Genomic DNA, 18248 nt, shown 5'->3' on the forward strand with positions numbered 1-18248 from the left:
CTTCCCCCTATTGTCCCACGCGCCACAGCCGGGCGCGCCATTCGACGCTCGCGGTCCAGCGCGCGCCCGTCTTCGCCATGCGCGTCGCGATCACGCTCAGCCCCGCGACCCGCCAGCCATCGGCCAGCACCTCCGGCAGCCTGATCGCCTCGACCGCCTGGACACAGGCGCGCAGCCGCCGGGGCTGTTCCCCCTCGTCGCTCAAGCTCACGGTCACGCGCAGTTCGCGCCCCTCGATCCCCGCCGCGCCCCAGTCGCTGTCGCCCGGCTCGCCCAGCACCGCCTGCGGCACGCTCGCGCGCACCGGCACGGCGTCGAACACCGTCACGCCCAGCGGCTGCAGGGTCGTGCGCAATCCGGCCATCAGCCCCGCCCGCAGGGCCTCGCGCGCGGTCATGCCCGCTTGGCCATATCGAGGCGCATCCGCCGCCAGGGCCGCCACAAGGCGGCGACGGCGGCGGGCGGTACGGCGGCGGCATCGCGATTGTCGAACAGATGCGCGCCCATGATCGCCACGCCATGCGCGATCTCTGGCGGCAGGCCCGCCCAGTCCATCGCCAGTCCCGCGCGGTAGCGCACGGTCAGCGCGTCGCCGGTACGCAGCCAGCCACGCCCGTCACGGTCCACCGCCCCTTCGCCACCCGACAGGATCGCGCGCACCGGCATCGCCGACAGCGGTTGCCACGCGACCGAGCCGGCCACGGTCTCTTCGACCGCCCGCTCGATCAGCATCTGCCCACAAAAGGCCTCGGCCAGTCCCAGCGCGACGCCAGCCACCTGCGCGACCAGCGCCGCCTCATTCCCCTCCTCCAGCCGCAACAGTGCGCGCACCGCGCCGGTCGCGCCTGCGACGGTCGCGGGCGGCATGGGCTCCCTCGTCCCGCTCATCATGAATTCTCCTTCACCGATACAGGTTGCGACAGGTCCGACACACGGGCGTCACACTCGGGGCGCAGAGACGGGATCAGCCGCTGCCCGCCCCCCCTGGGCACCGGCCATGCCGACCCCGCGCCCCCCGGCCGGGTCCGGCATCCTCCCTGAACTACGGGGCAGCCTGCGAAGGGCTGCCCCGACTTTTCAGGACCTTCAGTTCGCCGCGAACTTCATCAGCTTGATCGCCTCCGAATCGCTGACGCAGCCGCCGACGCGGCGCGTGGCGTAGAAGGTCACGAACGGCTTGTTGCTGTACGGATCGCGCAGGATCGCGGTCTCGGCGCGCTCGGTGATCAGATAGCCCGCCTGGAAATTGCCGAAGGCGATGGCGGGGGCGTCGGCGGCGATGTCGGGCATGTCCTCCGCCTCGACCACCGGATAGCCGAGCAGCGTGGCGGGCTGTCCCGCGACCAGACCCGGTGCCCAGAGAAACTGGCCGTCCGCCGACTTCATCTTGCGGATGCGCGCCGAGGTCGCGGCGTTCATCACGAAGCACGCCCCCTGGCGATAGGGCGCACGCAGCGACTGGACCAGATCGACCAGCCGCTCGTCGGCGTTCGCCCCGAACGCGCCCGCCGCGCCGCTCGCCAGATATTGCAGCGTGCCGAAGGGGCGCACCCCGTCCCTGGCGGCCGAGACCGGGTTGGTCAGAAACCCCTTGGGCCGATTGACGCCCGAGCCGGCGACGAACGCCTGCCCCTCGGCACGCGCGAACTCGGTGGCGATCTCGCCGGCCAGCCAGCCCTCGACGTCGAACGCCGCATCGTCGAGCATCGCCTGGCTGGCGGACGGATTGGCGTAGAGCTCGCCCATCGGCGGCGCGAGTTCGACGAAGCTGGGCGTCGCCGTCTCGGGCCGGGCCGCCGTCTCGCTCGCCCAGCCCGAGGGCGTGCCGCCGGTGGTCACCAGCTTGCGATAGCCCGCCGAGCCGACCGTCACGACGTTGGCGATGCTGCGGATCGGCGAGATGGATTTCAGGACCGAGGCGATCGCCGCATCGATCTCGCGCGGCACGGCGAAACCGCCGCTGTCGCCGGTGGTGCCGGTAAAGGCCTTCAGTTCGACGGTGGTGCCGCTGCGCACATAGCCGTCGAAAGCGCCGTTCGTCGTCGTCCGCGCGCCGTCCAGCACGGGTCGTTCGATCACGTCCATATCAGTCCCCCTTGGTCAAAACATGAGTTACGCGGGCGAGCGGCTGCATCGGCACCGTCACCAGGCTGATCTCCAGAAGCTCGGCCGACAGGATCGCGCGGGCCGCCCCCTGATGGACGACGCGCGGCCGATACCCGACCGACAGCCCGGCGACCGCGCCTGCGCGAACCAGCGCGGCGAGTGCGGGGTCGTCGACCCGCCCCTCGACCGACAGGCCCCTGTCGTCCTCGGTCAAGGTCGCGATCCGCCCCATCGGGCCACCGCGATGCTGCCAGAGGAGCGGCACATCGCCCGCCCCCACAAAGGCCCCGCGCCGCATGACGTCGCCCGCCCGGTCCATCCGGTCCCAGATCGCGGCATAGCCGGTGAAGGTCAGGCTCATTTCAGCCAGTCCTCCATCCCCAGCCGCATCGCGATTCCCGCCAGCAGCAGCGCGCCGAGCAGCCGGGTCAGCCAGCCGACCGCGCTTTTCCACACCGACGACTTGGCCTCGCGCCACGCCGACAACAGCTCGCGCAGTTCGGCGACATCCTCGGCGGCATCGGCATCCGACAGGCCCAGCCGGGTGAGCGCCCGCGTCGCGCCCAGCTCACCCGCCTCCTCGGCGACCGCGCGCAGCGTCACGAGATCCGCGCCGCTGTCCGCCGCCTGCGCCAGCAGCCGCGCCAGAACGTTGGTGTCGAGCTGGGGCCCGCTCATGCCAGGCCGACCATGGCGCGCTTCTCCGCCGAATCGAGAAAGTCGGCGCTCGCCGCCATGGCCCACAGCATCTGGCGTTCCTCGGCCAGCGCGGTGACGCGGTTGACGTCGACCGACAGGCTCGCCCCCTCGAACCAGCCCGCCAGCCCCTGCGCCAGGCCACCGAGGATACCCCCCGCCAGCGGCAGGATCGCCTGTCGCCAGAGCGCGCGATTGGCCTCGCGGTAATTGGCATAGGTATTGTCACCCGGCAGGCCGAGCAGCATCGGCGGCACACCGAAGGCCAGCGCGATCTCGCGCGCCGCCGACGCCTTCGCCGCGATGAAGTCGAGTTCGGCGGGCGTCAGGCTCATCGCCTGCCATTTCAGCCCGCCTTCCAGCAGCAGCGGACGTCCCGCATTGCCGCTGCCTGCAAAGCCCTCCATCTCGGCGCGCAGCCGCTCGAACTGGTCGGGCGTCAGCGTCGAGCCGTCACCCGGATCATAGACCAAAGCCCCCGAAGGCCGCGCCGCATTGTCGAGCAGCGCGCGGTTCCAGACCGCCGCCGCATTGTGGATCGCGATGGCACCCGCCGCCGCGCCCAGACAGCCAAGACCATAATGATCGTCGAGCGGATGGCAGCTCTTCAGGTGCACGACCGACGGCCTCACCGGATCGACCGGCAAAGTCGTCACGCGACCGCCCGCGCGGTAGAGGTACGCGGCGGGCCAGCCGCTCGCGTCCAGCTCCATCGTGACCCGTTCGGGGCGTAGCGCGAACAGCTCCGCCACATTGCCATCGGCGTCGCGCAGCACCTGCACATAGGCATTGCCGTGCAACAGCATATGCGTCGCTACGGTCTCCAGCAGCGCCTGCCCCTCGCTGCGCGCCGCGACCAGCGCGATCAGCTCGGGGTGCGAGGCGATCAACGGCGCGTCGGCAAGGCCACCCGCGACCATCCGCACCGCCCGCTGCGCCACCGGGTTGCGCAGATACCCCTCGCGCACCTGCGTTTCATAGGAAGGGGCGGCCCCCGTCAAAGGCACCCCAGACCGCGCCAACCCCAGCCCGAGCAGAGGACGCGCCGCCCCCCGCCCGGTCTTGCGACCGAACATCCTCATGATCGAACTCCTCTAGCTCCTCCCCGGCACGGGGAGGTGGCAGCGCGCAGCGCTGACGGAGGGGGGCTTCCACACGGGACTCGCCCAGCGGCGATCCCCCTCCACCCCCGCTGCGCGGCGGTCCCCCTCCCCGCGAGCGGGGAGGATCAGTTCACAAATTCCGTATCCCCGGCGGGCCCCGCCCGGACAGCATCAGCTCGGTCAGCGCCCAGACCAGCGCATCGGCGCGATCCGGCGAGCGGCCCGGCCCGTCATAGGCCCCCGCCACCCCCAGCCAGCAGAGTTCGTCCTCCAGCGCCGGGAACCCCCGAGAATGCCACACCCGCCCCTGCGCATAGAGAAAGGACACCGGCTCCGCCCGCGCCGCTTTGCCGATCGAGGCATAGACCAGATGCACCGGCAGGGTCGGGTCGGCCAGCCGCAGCACGCTTTCGACCATGTCCCCGCCCTGGTTGCGCTCCGCCACCACCCGGTCCGCGCGGTTGCGCCGGGCACAGCCCGCCACCCGCGCCGCCCAGCCCTCCGGCGACAGCCCCGCCTCGCTGGCGTCCTCCAATACATAGCCATGGCCGTCGCGCCCCAGCCCGACCGCGACGATCCCGCAGGCATCGCCGCTGCTGGTCGCGGGCGGGTCGACGCCGACCACCACCCGGTCGAGCGCGGGCACCGTCTTCGCCCGCTGCCGGTCGAGCAAAGCGCGGGTCCACAAGGCCCCCTCGCGGTCGTCGACCATCTCGCCGTCCAGTTCCTGCCGCCCCAGCCGCGTGTCGCCATATTGCGCCAGCATCGCGTCCTGAAAACTGTCGGGCAGATGCGCATTGTCGCTGGTCCGCCCGATCGTCTCGACGCAATCGGGCAGCGCCATGACCTTGCGCATCAAGGGGGTCGCGCGCGGCGTGGTCGTGACCAGCACGCGCGGCCGTTCGCCCAGCCGGAGCGTCATCATCAGATTGTCCCATCCGGCCTCCCCCTTCCATTTGCCCAGTTCGTCGCACCAGGCGGCATGATGCTGCGGCCCGCGCAACGCCTCGGGCGCGGCGGCCGAATAGGCGAAGCCGATCGCGCCGGACGCGAAATGCAGCTGCCCCAAGCTACCGATCCACTTGGGCGTCTCGCCTTTGCGCGCCACCGCCAGCAGCCCGCTTTCGCCGCGCACCATCACCCGCTCGACATCGCGCCAGGTCGCGCCCATCAGCGCGATCCGCGCCGCCGGATTGTCGCGGGCGAGCGCACTCACCCATTCCGCGCCTGCGCGCGTCTTGCCGAAGCCACGCCCTGCCCGGATCAGCCAGACCCGCCAGTCGCCCGGCGGCGCGATCTGTCCGTCATGCGCCCATAATTCCCATCGCTCGACCAGCTCGCGCTTTTGCGCCGCCGTCAGCGCGGCCAGCGCCTGTTCGCGCGCGCCCGGTTCCAGCATCGCCAGCGTGGCGAGCCGCGTTGCCGCATCCTGTCCCGCCATCACGCCATCCCCTTCAACCGCCGCCGCGCCAGGCCATCAAGCGCGCGTTCCAGCGCCGCATCGGTCTCGGCCGCATCGACCCGCGCCGCCTCGCTTACGCCGCCACCGGCCTTGGCCAGCGCATCGCGACGGGCGAGCAGCTTCAGATAGAATTGCACTTCGGTGGCCGAGAGCGGCGGGGTGATGGAGAGGCCGGTGGTCCCCGCACCGACCTCTCCCCCCTCCTGCTCCCCGGCCAACAGGGCGAGCATCCGGCGCAACAGCCCTTCCTCGACCAGCGCATGTGCCGCGCCGATCGCCGCGTCCCAGGCCTCGCCAAAGGCCCGGTCGCGTGCCCGCAAGGCGCGCGCGGCCCGCAGCGTCTCTCCCACCGCCCGTGCCGCCGCCCCCGCATCGGCGCTGACCGCCAGCGCCGCCAGGAATTGCCGTCGCCGCGCCAGCGTCCATCGCGCGCCCTCCCCCGTTCCGGCCATTCCCACTCCCCCGAAGCATCGAGCGCGAACCCGACCGCTCCCCCGGTCGCATCCACCTCTCGATGTTCCTGTTATGTACCGTCTGCAGTGGGGTTTGTATCCAACAAACGAACCAGATAGGTTGGCCGCATAAAAGCGGCTTGCCAGACGCCAAGCGCATCGGCATTAGGCATGGCTTCCCGAGAGGGGGCGATTAGCTCAGTTGGTAGAGCGTCTCGTTTACACCGAGAATGTCGGCGGTTCGAGCCCGTCATCGCCCACCATTTTCCGACATTCACTCAAGAACACCTCCCCGGCGGAGGCCGGGGCCCAGTTGTCAGCGGTCGGCGGAGCGCTGATGCGTCGAAAGAGAGTTTGTTCGCGCGGAGGCGCGGAGGACGCGGAGATGTATCGTCCGTGACGGCTCTGGAACGCGACGACGCCGATGTGACCCACAACGTCATTGCGAGCGTAGCGAAGCAATCCAGAGCATATTGCCCGGACACTGGATTGCTTCGCTACGCTCGCAATGACGATTTCATCTCATGTCATCCCGCTCTATGCCTCTCTCCGCCATGTGTTGATGACGCCGTGCCGCAGCCGATCGGACATGCTCTCTGCGTCCTCCGCGCCTCCGCGCGAACAAATCCTATTGTGCCGTCGGTCTCGACGACGTGGCAACTGGACCCCGGCCTTCGCCGCGGTCGTTGAGCTTAGATTCAGGCCAGCTTCCAATACGTCGCATACCGCTCATGCGCGATGCGGTGGTATGGGACCAGTCGCACCGGCTGGCCGTCCGCCGCCGAGAGCGTGAATTCCAGCGGCTTGCCCGTCGCGCGGATCTTATTCGCCAGAGCATCCGGCTCACCCGACAGCGTCGGCGCCTGGAACGGGGTGTCATTATACTCGCCGTATTTGCGCTCGCTGACGATGATGTCCGCCCCCGGCGCCAGCCCGTCGCGGCCCAGCGCACCCGCCAGCACGAGCGGGCCATAGGTGAAGGCGACGATCTCCGGCGCGGCGGGCGCGCTTTCGGCGGCGGGCTGCATGACCAGGCGCAGCTCCACCGTGTCGCCGGTCTTCCAGGTCCGGGTCAGTTCGGCATAGCTGCCGGGATTGTCCGAGCGCGACACTTCCGCACCGTTGACCAGCAGGGTCGCGGTCGGGCTCCACTTTGGATGGCGCAGCTTCAGCGTCAACTCGGTCGGCTGGCGCAACTGCCAGCGGAACCGGGTGTTCGCCGCCTCCGGAAAGCTGGTCGCCTGGGTCAGCACCGCGCCCTTGTCGGCCCAGGTCACGGTCGAGGGGATGAACAGGTTCACATAGAGCGCACGATCGTCATGGAAGTAGATCGAGTCGCGATACTTCACATGATTTTCCATCCCCGTGCCGGTGCAGCACCAGAAGCTGTCCTCGGGCGTGTGATAGAGCTTCATGTAGCCGGGCCGTGCGCCCTGGAAATAGGTCGCCATGCCCGAATCCGGGTCCTGCGACGCGAGGATGCCGTTATAGAGCGTCCGCTCATAGTAATCGGCATATTCGGCGCGCGGATCGCGCAGGAACAGCGCGCGGGTCAGCTTCAGCATATTGTGCTGACAGCAGGTCTCCGATCCCTTGGCCGAGAAGACGTGCTTGTCAAAATCGGCCATCGCGAAGAAATGCTCGTTGTCGCCGTGGCCGCCGGTCGCGAAGGCGCGGGTATGCGCGACCGTGCGCCAGAAAAAGGCGGCGGCGTCGTGATATTTGGCGTCGCCATTCGCCTCGAACACGCGCTGGAACCCGATGATCTTCGGAATCTGCGTATTGGCGTGCATGCCGTCGAGATAGTCGCGCCCCTGCACCAGCGGGTTCATCACCGCCTTTTGCGAGAAGCGCTCGGCGAGCCGGCGATAGTCGGCATTGCCGGTCATGAAATACAGATCGGCATAGATCTCGTTCATGCCGCCATATTCGGTTTCCAGCATCTTTTCGAACTGGTCGTCCGACAGCGGCCGGGTGGCGACAACGCCCCAATCGGCCAGCCGGATCAGCACCGCGCGCGACGGCTCGCTGTCCGCCAGCAGCGCCGCGTCGCGAAGACCCGCATAGACCTTGTGCAGCGTGTACCAGGGCACGCCGGTGATCGGCTCGCCGCGCAGATGCGCCGCGACCAGGGCCGGCCCCTTGGGGAAGGCGCAGACCAGGCCGCTGCCCGATGCCTTCTGGCACGCCGCCAGCTCGTTCGCGATATAGTCGATGCGCTGGCGATAGCGCTTGTCCTTGGTCGCGCGGTACGCGAGCGCGCAGGCGGACAGATAATGGCCCAGCGTATGGCCATGGCAGTTGATGTCGGCCCATTGCGCCTCCGATTCCCAACCGCCATAGACGGGCGCCTTGGGCTTCAGCCCGGCATTGGTACGGAAATTGGCGAGCAGCCGGTCGGGCTGCAGGCGCATCAGATACGCCTCGGTCATCTTCTGCGCATGCAGGAAGGGGCTGTCGCCCAGCGTCACATCGGCCATGTCGAAGGGCTGGACGACGGTGGCAGGCGGCTGCGTGGCCGCTTGCGGGGCAACCCAGGCGCTGGCCGGCATCGCGCCGCCAAGGCCTGTCGCCATGGCCCCCACGCTGGCGGTGGCAAGGACGTCGCGACGCGACAGCGAGGCAGGGCAGCATGAGCGCACCGTTCTTCTCCGACTATTTATCTTTTGCCCTTGCGTAGCGACTTCGCACCCCGATCAGCAACCGCTTTCGTGATCCGGCGCGCGCACGTCGTGCTAGCTCGTTGTCTTTAACTGTATTTTTAAGAAGCCGACGTCGCCTGGATCAATCGTCCGGCGGATCGGCTCATCAGGCCCGTACCGCACCAACTTATGATTTGTCTGACTGTTATGTCACTCTGCGGCGGTAAGCCCCCGCTCCAACGGTGCCCCCGCCACGACCGCATGGCTCTGCCCCAGCCGCAGGTCCATGACCCATAGCGATTGGACCAGCGGCTCCGCCGGCCGCCGATGGCCGGGGAGCAGGCTGACCACCGCCTGCGCCAACGCGAGGCCCAGTTCGTCGAGATTCAGTGTGAAGCAGGTCAAGTCGGGCGACAGCGCGCGGCAGGCCGGATTGTCGCGCAGGCCGATCACTGCGACATCGCGCCCCGGCTCCAGCCCCATGCCGCGCAGCGCGCGATACGCCCCCACCGGCGCGGTCTCGCCCATCAGCAGCAGCGCGGTCGGCCGGTCGGACAGCGTCATCAGCTCGCGCGCCGTCGCCTCGCCATCGTTCTCGTCCGTCTCGCCATGATGGACCAGCATGGGGTCGAAGGGCAGGCCCGCACGCGACAGCGCGGTACGGTAGCGTTCGACGACGATATGGCTGTTGTTGATCGTCACCGGCGGCGCGACCAGACCGATCCGGTGGTGCCCGGCATCGGTGAGCAGCGCCATGGCCTGGGTCACCACCCCTTCGAAGTCCAGATCGATCCAGGCATAGTCGCGCGCCGTCGCCGTCCGCCCCAGCGCGACGAACGGGATGGCGCGATCGAGCAGGAAGTCGATTCGCGGATCGGCCTGATGCGTGCCCGACAACACCCAGCCATCGACGGTGCCGCGCGCGACATGGCGTCGCAGGAACGTCAGCCCATCCTCGCCCTTTCGCGCCAGCAGGACGACGAGGTCGAGGTCATGCTCGCTCAACCCGTTCTGCAATCCCTCCAACAGCGCCATGAAGAAGGGGTCGCCGTGAATCGCGCTGTCATGCTCGAGGGTCAGCATGAAGCCGATCGTCCCCGTCCGCCCGCTGCGCAGCGTCCGCCCCGACTGGTTGGGGATATAGCCATGCGTCGCCGCCGCCGCGATCACGCGTTTGCGCGTCTCGGGGCTGACGTCCTTGCGGTCGTTCAGCGCACGCGACACGGTGCCGATCGAGAGACCCAGATGCCGGGCGAGGGTACGGATGTCCATGTCCCCGTGATCGCGATACATTTTGGTTCGCACAAGAGGGACTGTTGACAGATCAGTCCAATTGCATGACAAATGCGGAAACGTTTACGGCCGCCAAAGAACGGCCCGGGGAGGACTGGCCGCTTGGACACGCTCGCGCTTGAGGATCGCGCCATCGCCTGGGCCTATGACGGGGCGTGGCTGCGGATCGTGGCGCATGGCCGCGACGGCCTGCGCCTGCGTGCCTCGCCCTTCGCGCCCGAGCCGGCCCGGCCCGGCGCGCTGCTCGACGACGGCACGGATGGCGCGGCACCGATCGTCACCCGCGACGGCGCGACCGCGCGCATCACCAATGGCCGGATCACCGCCGAGGTCGACCTTCAGGGCCGGGTCCGCTTCCTGAATGCGGACGGCACGCTGCTGCTGGAGGAGAAGTGGCGGCAGCGCGATACGACGTCCAAATTCTGGACGGTCGGCACCAAGGACGTGCGGATGATCAGCGCGCTCGGCCTGTCGGGGCGCGAGTTCAAGCCGCTGCCCGGCGGCGCCGCGCGAATCGCCGTCCGGTTCGAGGCGAAGCCGGGCGAGCGCCTCTATGGCATGGGCCAGTATCAACAGCCCAATCTCGATCTCGCCGGCTGCACGCTGGAACTGGCGCAGCGCAATTCGCAGGCGAGCGTCCCCTTCGTCGTGTCGAGCGAAGGCTATGGCTTCCTCTGGAACATGCCGGCGGTAGGCGAGGCACATTTCGCCGCCAACGGCACGATCTGGACCGCGCAGGCCGCACGCGAGATCGATTACTGGATCACCGCCGCCGACACGCCCGCCGCAATCGTGCGCAACTATGCGGCGGTGACCGGCACCGTGCCGATGATGCCCGACTATGCGCTGGGCCTGTGGCAGAGCAAGCTGCGCTATCGCACGCAAGACGAGCTGCTGGCGGTGGCGCGCGATTATCATGCGCGGGGCATCCCGCTGGCGGTGATCGTCGCCGACTTCTTCCACTGGCCGGTCCAGGGCGACTGGCGGTTCGACCCGCGCGAATGGCCCGACCCGGCGGCGATGACCGCCGAGTTGAAGGCGATGGGCACCGAACTGCTCGTCTCGGTCTGGCCCACGGTCGATCCGCGATCGGAGAATTACGCGACGATGGCAGAGAAGGGCTATCTGGTCCGCGCCAATCGCGGGCTGGATGTGCAGCAGGAATTTCTGGGCAATACGCGCTTCATCGACACCACCCACCCCGGCGCGCGCGCATTCCTGTGGGACACGGCAAAGCGCAATTACCGCGATCAGGGCGTGGCGATGTTCTGGCTGGACGAGGCCGAGCCGGAATATAGCGCCTATGACTTCGACAATTACCGCTATCATGCCGGCCCGGTGCTGGAGATCGGCAACGCCTATCCGCTGCACTATGCGCAGGCCTTTTACGACGGGCTGCGCGCCGAGGGGGAAAGCGAGATCGTCAGCCTGGTTCGCTGCGCCTGGGCGGGCAGCCAGCGTTACGGCGCGCTCGTCTGGTCGGGCGACATCCATTCCTCGTTCGAGGCGATGCGCAACCAGCTGAGCGCCGGGTTGAACATGGGAATGGCGGGCATCCCGTGGTGGACGACCGACATTGGCGGCTTCCATGGCGGCCATGTCGAGGACCCGGGCTTTCACGAACTGATGATCCGCTGGTTCCAATGGGCCGTCTTCACCCCCGTGCTGCGCATGCACGGCCACCGCGATCCGATCACCCCGCCGGCCGAGCCGTTCCGCGACGGCGTCGCGCAATGCGATACGGGGGCCGGCAACGAACTGTGGAGCTTTGGCGCGCCGGTGTTCGACGTGCTGCGTCGGTACGCGGCGCTGCGCGAACGGCTGCGCCCCTATGTCGCGGGCCTGATGCGTGCGGCGCATGAGACGGGCGATCCGCTGATGCGGCCGATGTTCTACGACCATCCCGACGATCCGGAATGCTGGCGGCTGGACGACCAATATATGTTCGGCCCCGACCTGCTGGTCGCGCCGGTGACGACCGCCGGCCAGTCGGAGCGCGACGTCTATCTGCCCGCCGGGCAATGGCGTGATGCCTGGACGGGCGAGGCGGTCGCGGGGGGATGCCAGATCTGGTGCGACGCACCGCTCGATCGCCTGCCGGTGTTCGTCCGCGCCGGGGCCGCGGTCGAAGCGGCGTTCGACCGGATCGACTGACAAGGGGGGTGGATGTCATGACAGCTATCGCAGCGGCCCCGGGAGCGGGGGATACGGATCGGATCGGCACGGCGGACCCGCACATCCCGTTCTTCGAAAAAATCTGCTACGGCCTGGGCGATGCCGGGGGCACGATCGTCACCGGGCTGATCGCCAATTTCCTGACCTTCTATTACACCGACGTCTTCGGACTGGCGCCGGGGATCGTCGGCATCCTGTTCCTGTCGCTGCGCATCTTCGACGCGATCTCAGACCCGCTGATCGGCATCATGGCGGACCGCACCTCGACCCGCTGGGGGCGGTTCCGCCCCTATCTGCTGTGGACCGCGATTCCGGTGGGGCTCAGCTGTTTCCTGACCTTCCAGTCGCCCGACCTCGGCTATAACGGCAAGGTCGCCTATGCGGCGGTGACCTATTTCCTACTCGCCTTCTCCTATTCGCTCAACAACGTGCCCTATTGTGCGCTGATCACCCGCATGACCGACAGCGCGCGCGAGGGCGTGGCGTGCCAGTCGGTACGCTTCGCGCTGGTCGCGATCGCGTCGTTCTGCGTGTCGGTCGGCCTGCCGATCATGGTGCGCGAACTGGGCGGCGGCGACATCGCGCGCGGCTATCGCGACGGGGTGGCGATCCTCAGCCTGGCGGCGGTGGCGATGTTCCTGATCTGCTTCCTGTTCGTCCGCGAGCGCGTGGTCGCCGCCGATTCCGCCGAGGTGCCGCTGAAGGTCGCGGTCGCCACCACGTTGAAGAACGATCAGCTGCGGCTGACCTTCATCATGACGCTGCTGCTGATCGGCATCTTCAATACCAAGGGCGGCGCGGCGCTCTATTTCATCACCTATGTGCTGGGCGGCGACGCGACCTATCAGGCGCTGTTCTTCGGCACCGCGACCGCCGGCGGCTTTCTGGGCTCGGTGATCGTCCCCTTCTTCACCCGGCGCTTCGACGTGAAGACCGTCTATGTCTGGGTGAACCTGATCCTGGTCGCCGGGCATTTCGCCGCCTTCTTCGTGCCGGGCGGTTATCCGATACTGTGGCTGGCGCTGGTCGGCTTATGCTGCATCGTGCTGGGCTGTACGCTGCCGCTCCACTTCACCCTGATCCAGCTGGCCGACCAATATGGCGAATGGAAGCTGGGGATGCGATCCTCGGGCATGAGCTTCGCCTTCAACCAGTTCTTCGTGAAGCTCGCCTGGGCGCTAGCCGGCGTGTTGATCAGTGGGGTGCTGGTGATCGTCTCCTACAAGGCCGGTGCCGGCAACCAGACTCCGACGTCGCTGGCCGGTATCCGTGCGCTGTCGACGATCATCCCCGGCCTGATGCACCTGGCGCTGGCGATCACCGCGGCTCGCCTGATCCTGAACGGCGCGACGATCGCGCGCATGACCGCCGAGCGCGGCCAGTGACCCCCTCAACGAAAGCCCGCCTCATGTCCTCCCCGCTTCGCCTGTTGCTGGCAGCCCTTCTCGGCTCCGCCGCCCTGCCCGCCGTCGCGCAGGAGCGGTTGGAGGTCGACATGGCGAGCGACACCGGCGCCTTTCATGGCGGGGCGTCGGGCACGCTCTATGGCCTGTATGACGCGCGCCTGCCGCATCCCAATTTGGTCGAGGGCATCGGCCTGCGCACCGTCTCGACCAAGGCGCAGGACGGGCCCCAGCATCCCGGCGCCGACGCGCTAGAGGTGTCGACGCTGCTGACCGATGCGTCGGGCGGCGACACCTATATCTACATGACCGACATCAACCGCGAGTTTCCGTATAACTGGAAGACCGGCGACTGCGCGCAATCGGTCACCGCCTATATCGAAAAGCTGCGCGCCCAAGTCCGCCAGGTGAAGGGCATGGACAAGCGTTACCGCGACCGCATCGTCTTCGTGCCCTATAACGAGCCCGACGGGAACATGTTCGCCGAAGGTCCCAAGAGCTGCAACAATATACGGTGGCAAAAGGACCCGACCGCGTTCAACGACGCCTGGGACCGCGCGGTGCGTATGATCCGCCAGGAACTGCCCGGCGCGCGGATCGCGGGGCCGAACACCAGCATCCTCTACCCCGAGGTGGAGGGTTTCCTGCGCCACGCCATCGCGGCGGACACCATGCCCGACATCGTGACGTGGCACGAACTCAGCAATCCCGCGACGGTGCGCACCAGCGTGCGGAAATATCGCGCGTGGGAGGATCGGCTGTTCGCCGGGACCAAGTGGCAGGGCCGCCATCTGCCCATCAACATCAACGAATATGCCTATAACTATCACACCTCGGTTCCCGGCCAGATGGTGCAATGGGTGGCGGCGATCGAGGATTCCAAGGTCGATGCCGATATCGCCTATTGGAATATCGACGGCAATCTGAGCGACTCCGCCGTCCAGGCCAATCGCGGCAACGGGCAATGGTGGCTGCTCAACGCCTATGCGACGATGAGCGGCCATACGCTGGCCGTCACCCCGCCGCATCCCGACCAGAGCTATACGCTGCAGGGCGTCGCGACGCTCGACCCTGCGCGTCGCCAGTCGCGCGTGCTGTTCGGCGGCAAGAGCGGCGATGCGACCATCGCGCTGAACCGCCTCCCCGCCGCCTTCGGCGCGAGTGTCCACGTGCGGGTGCGGATGATCGGCTGGACCGGGCAGCTCGGTGATGCCACCCCGCCCGCCCTCCTGGCCGATCGCATCCTGCCGGTGCGCGACGGCGGTGTGGCGCTGACCTTCGGCCGGGACGGGCTGCCGGCTTTGCGCAAGGAAGCCGCCTATGAACTGGTCGTGACCCCCGCCGAGGGCGCGCCCCCCGCCCCGGTCGCGATTCCTTGGACCCAGGATTACGAGGCGGAAACGGCGACCCGGCGCGGCACCGGCCTGAGCATCCGCGGCCCCGAGGGTTCGCCCAAGAATGTCGACCGCTTCCACGTCTCGGGCGCCTATACGGTCGAGGGGTTCAAGACCGGCGCCGACGCCGCACTCGACTTCGCGGTCGATGTGCCGCGCGCCGGCCGCTACGATCTGCGTGTGCTGGCCAGCACCTTCAACAAGGACCCGCTGGCCGAGGCGCAGGGGCCGACCAACGTCTTCCTGCGCATCGACAACCAGGCGGCGGGCGAGACCGAACTCCTGCTGCCGCTCGGCTACAAGCCCTCGGTGCTCGACCATGTCGATACGGTCGTCTCGCTGCCGCAGGGCCGCCACATATTGACGCTCGCGACGCGCAGCCTGGACGGACAGCGGCAGACGCGGGGCAATGCGCTGGTCGACCGTATCACCCTGACCGCCGCCGATCCGGCCGAGACGACCACCACCTATGACGTGCGCGACGCGATGGTGAAGGATGGCCGGGCGACCTTCTGGGTATATGGCGCGCAGGATGGTCTGGCGCGGCTGACGCCCGACGCGCGCGGGCGGATGCGCATGACGGTCAATGGCCGCCCGGTCGCGGGCGAGACCGCCTTCCTGCTCGGCGGGATCAACAAGGTCGTGGTGACGGGGCCGCTCGCCACGCTCCGCACCTTGCGCGTCGCCCCCGCCCCCGATGCCGCGTCCCGCCATTACGAGGCCGAAGCCGCGCAGGTCGCGGGCAGCGCGCGGATCAGTGCGGTGTCGCTCGCCAGTGGCGGCCGGGCGGTGTTCGACATCGGCGGTGTGCCCGGCAACGGCAACACGCTGACCTTCCCGAATGTGACCGTGGAAAAGGCGGGCAGCTATGCGCTGACCATCCGCTTCTCCAACGACGAACAGTCCAAGGCGACGCATTACAACCCGGACCCCCTCGCCCGCACCGCACGCATTTCCGTCAACGGTGCCAAGCCCGTCCTGGCGACCTTCCCCAACAGCTTCCACGCCAATAACTGGTGGGAGATGACCGTGCCCGTCGCCTTGCGCGCGGGGGCCAACAGCATCCGGATCGCGGGCGAGGAACAGCCCGATTGGGACGGCCGCAGCTATGCCTCGCAGACCTGGCCCGGCGTGCTGCTGCGTTCGGCCTATGCACCCAATATCGACCGGATCACGGTGACGCCGATGCCGTGACCACCTCCGGCTGCACCTTCCGCCGGAAGAGCAGCCGGTCGGCCGCCCAGTGCAGCACCGCCCCGACCGCGACGCCCAGCAGCACTTCCTGCGCGCGGTCGAGTGCCGCCGACAGCACCGAGCCGCCGGCGGGCACGGTCAGGAGGACGATCACCGCCGTCCACATGCACAGCCGAAGTTCGCTGCGCAGCCGGGCGATCGCCGAGGTGATGCCGACCGCGACCGCCAGCATCGCCACCGCGCTCGCCTCCGTCATCACGAGCGCGACGAGGATCGCCACGCCGACGCCGATCATCGTTCCCGCGATCCGCCACGCCAGCGAGCGGTTGGTGTCGCCCAGCTGATCCTGCGAGACGACCAGCGCCGAGACGCTGGCCCAGACGGGGTGGTTCAGGTGCCATTGCTGCGCGATGACCAGCGCCGCCACCGCCGCGCCGGTGCAGCGCGCGATGAACGCGACCGTGCGGATCGTCTCGGTCAGCGGCCACCGCGCGGTGACCCAGGTGCGCAGGGCCGGGCGCGGCGTCACCGGAACAGATTGGCCCTGGCCAGCTCCAGCACTTCGTCGCCCCGCCCGCTCAGAACCGCGCGCGCGGCGTAGAGGCTGAAGCCCTTCACCTGCTCGGCCTGGATCTTGGGCGGCATGATCAGTTCCTGCGTCTCGGTCACGACATCGACCAGCGCCGGGCCGTCATGCGCGAACGCCTGGCGCAGCGCCGCCTCCAGCGCATCCGAACGGGTGACGCGCACGCCCAGATACCCCATTTCGCGCGCAATCGCGGCGAAGTCGGGATTTTGCAGCGAGACATTGGTGTCGACATAGCCGGCCGCCTTCTGCTCCATCTGGACGAAGCCCAGCGAGGCGTTGTTGAAGACGACGACCTTGATCGGCAACCGCATCTGCACCGCCGTCAGCATGTCGCCCATCAGCATGGCCAGACCGCCATCGCCCGACAGCGACACCACCTGCCGACCCGCGAACGCGCCCTGCACACCCAGCGCCTGGGGCAGCGCATTGGCCATCGAGCCATGGTTGAACGACCCGATCAGCCGCCGCTTGCCGTTCATCGTCAGATAGCGCGCCGCCCAGACGGCGGGCGTGCCGACATCGGCGGTGAAGACCGCATCCTCGGCCGCGATCCGGTCGACCAGGCGGGCGACATATTGCGGATGGAGCGGCTGGTCGTCCTTGCGCGGCGTGGCGAGGTCGTCCAGCCCTTTGCGCGCATCGCGGTAATGCGCGCGCGCCTTTTCCAAGAACCGGTCGTCGCGGCCGTCCTGGATCAGCGGCAACAGGCCGCGCGCCGCCTCGCGCACATCGGCGACGACGCCGAGGTCGATCGGCACGCGCCGGCCCAGCGCACCGGGATCGCGGTCGATCTGCACGACCTTGGCCTTTTCGGGATAGAAGTTGCGATAGGGGAAATCGGTGCCGAGCATCAGCAGCGTGTCGCAATCCATCATCGCATGATAGCCCGAGGAAAAGCCGATCAGCCCGGTCATCCCGACATCGTACGGATTGTCCCACTCGATCCATTCCTTGCCGCGATAGGCATGGACGATCGGCGCCTTCAGCGCGGCGGCGAGCGCGACGACCTCGTCATGCGCGCCCGCCGTGCCCGCACCGCACAGCATCGTTACCGCCTTCGACCCGTTCAGCAGCTCGGCGACCTGCGCCAGCACGCCGTCATCGGGCAGGATGCGCGGCGCGGCCAGCGGCGGGAAGGGCACCGCACGGGTTTCGGGGGCCGTTTGCAATGCGACGTCGCCGGGGATGACCAGCACCGCCACCCCGCGCTCACCGATCGCGGTGCGGATCGCGCGGTGGAGGATTTCGGGCATCTGCCGGGCGTCCTGCACCATCTCGCAGAAATGGCTGCATTCGCGGAACAGCTCGGTCGGATGGGTTTCCTGGAAATAGCCGAGGCCGATCTCGCTCGACGGGATGTGCGCCGCGATCGCCAGCACCGGCACGCGGTTGCGGTGGCAGTCGTACAGGCCGTTGATCAGGTGGAGATTGCCCGGACCGCAGCTGCCGGCACAGACCGCCAGCGCGCCGGTCGCCGCGGCCTCGGCCCCGGCGGCGAAAGCCCCCGCCTCCTCGTTGCGGACATGCATCCAGTCGATCTGGCCCGACTTGCGCAGGCTGTCGTTCAGCGCGTTCAGGCTGTCGCCCGTCACGCCCCAGATGCGCTCCACCCCGGCTTCGACCAGGGTCCGGTTCAGAAGGTCGGCGATCGTCTCGGCCATATGCCATCATCCCATTGCTGAAAGGGGGCGGCCGCCAGAGGGGCCTGCCCATGCTGCATCAGCGAAACGATGGGGACG

The 18248-nt window shown here is 68.4% G+C and carries 15 protein-coding genes and 1 tRNA gene; 4 read left to right on the plus strand and 12 right to left on the minus strand.

Annotation, left to right across the window (positions count from 1 at the left end; all coding sequences use genetic code 11):
- Positions 1 to 7 precede the first annotated feature (7 nt).
- The 8 genes from gp17 to ACQHGV_RS13210 all read right to left on the minus strand — a co-directional run bounded on the left by gp17 (position 8) and on the right by ACQHGV_RS13210 (position 5819).
- Positions 8 to 397, minus strand: a complete 390-nt coding sequence (gene gp17 / locus ACQHGV_RS13175) for a tail completion protein gp17 (protein WP_440978526.1) — start codon at positions 395 to 397, stop codon at positions 8 to 10.
- Complete coding sequence (locus tag ACQHGV_RS13180) at positions 394 to 867, minus strand: hypothetical protein (protein ID WP_440978527.1); 474 nt, start codon at positions 865 to 867, stop codon at positions 394 to 396. The genes gp17 and ACQHGV_RS13180 overlap by 4 nt, the downstream gene beginning before the upstream one ends.
- A 219-nt stretch (positions 868 to 1086) precedes the next feature.
- Positions 1087 to 2085: a phage major capsid protein gene (locus ACQHGV_RS13185; RefSeq protein ID WP_440978528.1), complete on the minus strand. Its 999-nt coding sequence runs from the start codon at positions 2083 to 2085 to the stop codon at positions 1087 to 1089.
- Position 2086: 1 nt separating this feature from the next.
- The gene (locus ACQHGV_RS13190; protein ID WP_440978529.1) at positions 2087 to 2467 is read right to left on the minus strand and encodes an HK97 family phage prohead protease; all 381 of its coding nucleotides are present in this window, start codon (positions 2465 to 2467) and stop codon (positions 2087 to 2089) included.
- Positions 2464 to 2784: a DUF6127 family protein gene (locus ACQHGV_RS13195; RefSeq protein WP_183950168.1), complete on the minus strand. Its 321-nt coding sequence runs from the start codon at positions 2782 to 2784 to the stop codon at positions 2464 to 2466. Before ACQHGV_RS13195 ends, ACQHGV_RS13190 begins: the two co-directional genes overlap by 4 nt.
- Positions 2781 to 3884, minus strand: a complete 1104-nt coding sequence (locus ACQHGV_RS13200; protein WP_440978530.1) for a phage portal protein — start codon at positions 3882 to 3884, stop codon at positions 2781 to 2783. The genes ACQHGV_RS13195 and ACQHGV_RS13200 overlap by 4 nt, the downstream gene beginning before the upstream one ends.
- Positions 3885 to 4035: 151 nt before the next feature.
- On the minus strand, positions 4036 to 5346 hold the full coding sequence (locus tag ACQHGV_RS13205; RefSeq protein ID WP_440978531.1) for a DNA-packaging protein: 1311 nt from the start codon (positions 5344 to 5346) through the stop codon (positions 4036 to 4038).
- Positions 5346 to 5819: a hypothetical protein gene (locus ACQHGV_RS13210; RefSeq protein ID WP_440978532.1), complete on the minus strand. Its 474-nt coding sequence runs from the start codon at positions 5817 to 5819 to the stop codon at positions 5346 to 5348. The genes ACQHGV_RS13205 and ACQHGV_RS13210 overlap by 1 nt, the downstream gene beginning before the upstream one ends.
- Before the next feature lie 187 nt (positions 5820 to 6006).
- Between ACQHGV_RS13210 and ACQHGV_RS13215 the strand changes: the two genes are divergently transcribed.
- Positions 6007 to 6082 (plus strand) — tRNA-Val (locus ACQHGV_RS13215).
- A gap of 435 nt (positions 6083 to 6517) precedes the next feature.
- On the opposite strand, the gene ACQHGV_RS13220 is transcribed toward ACQHGV_RS13215, so the two are convergent.
- Entirely contained in the window at positions 6518 to 8395 is a 1878-nt protein-coding gene (locus tag ACQHGV_RS13220) for a beta-L-arabinofuranosidase domain-containing protein (protein ID WP_440978533.1), read from the minus strand.
- 276 nt (positions 8396 to 8671) lie between these two features.
- Positions 8672 to 9733, minus strand: a complete 1062-nt coding sequence (locus ACQHGV_RS13225; RefSeq protein WP_440978534.1) for a substrate-binding domain-containing protein — start codon at positions 9731 to 9733, stop codon at positions 8672 to 8674.
- A gap of 123 nt (positions 9734 to 9856) precedes the next feature.
- Between ACQHGV_RS13225 and ACQHGV_RS13230 the strand changes: the two genes are divergently transcribed.
- The 3 genes from ACQHGV_RS13230 to ACQHGV_RS13240 are packed head-to-tail and all read left to right on the plus strand — an operon-like array spanning position 9857 to position 15920.
- A complete protein-coding gene (locus ACQHGV_RS13230; protein WP_440978535.1) occupies positions 9857 to 11908 on the plus strand; it encodes a glycoside hydrolase family 31 protein in 2052 nt (683 codons plus the stop codon).
- A gap of 17 nt (positions 11909 to 11925) precedes the next feature.
- A complete protein-coding gene (locus ACQHGV_RS13235; protein ID WP_440978536.1) occupies positions 11926 to 13314 on the plus strand; it encodes an MFS transporter in 1389 nt (462 codons plus the stop codon).
- A gap of 23 nt (positions 13315 to 13337) precedes the next feature.
- Positions 13338 to 15920 carry a cellulosome protein gene (locus ACQHGV_RS13240; RefSeq protein ID WP_440978537.1) on the plus strand — a complete coding sequence of 861 codons (2583 nt, stop codon included), beginning with the start codon at positions 13338 to 13340 and terminating at the stop codon, positions 15918 to 15920.
- Here the strand turns inward: ACQHGV_RS13240 and ACQHGV_RS13245 are convergent.
- Both ACQHGV_RS13245 and poxB read right to left on the minus strand, forming a co-directional pair.
- Entirely contained in the window at positions 15898 to 16449 is a 552-nt protein-coding gene (locus tag ACQHGV_RS13245; protein WP_440978538.1) for an FUSC family protein, read from the minus strand. The two genes, ACQHGV_RS13240 and ACQHGV_RS13245, sit on opposite strands and share 23 nt — an antisense overlap.
- On the minus strand, positions 16446 to 18170 hold the full coding sequence (poxB, locus tag ACQHGV_RS13250) for a ubiquinone-dependent pyruvate dehydrogenase (RefSeq protein WP_440978539.1): 1725 nt from the start codon (positions 18168 to 18170) through the stop codon (positions 16446 to 16448). Before poxB ends, ACQHGV_RS13245 begins: the two co-directional genes overlap by 4 nt.
- Between the last annotated feature and the right edge of the window lie 78 nt (positions 18171 to 18248).

The sequence above is a fragment of the Sphingomonas pseudosanguinis genome (assembly GCF_052056765.1).
Lineage (GTDB): Bacteria > Pseudomonadota > Alphaproteobacteria > Sphingomonadales > Sphingomonadaceae > Sphingomonas > Sphingomonas pseudosanguinis.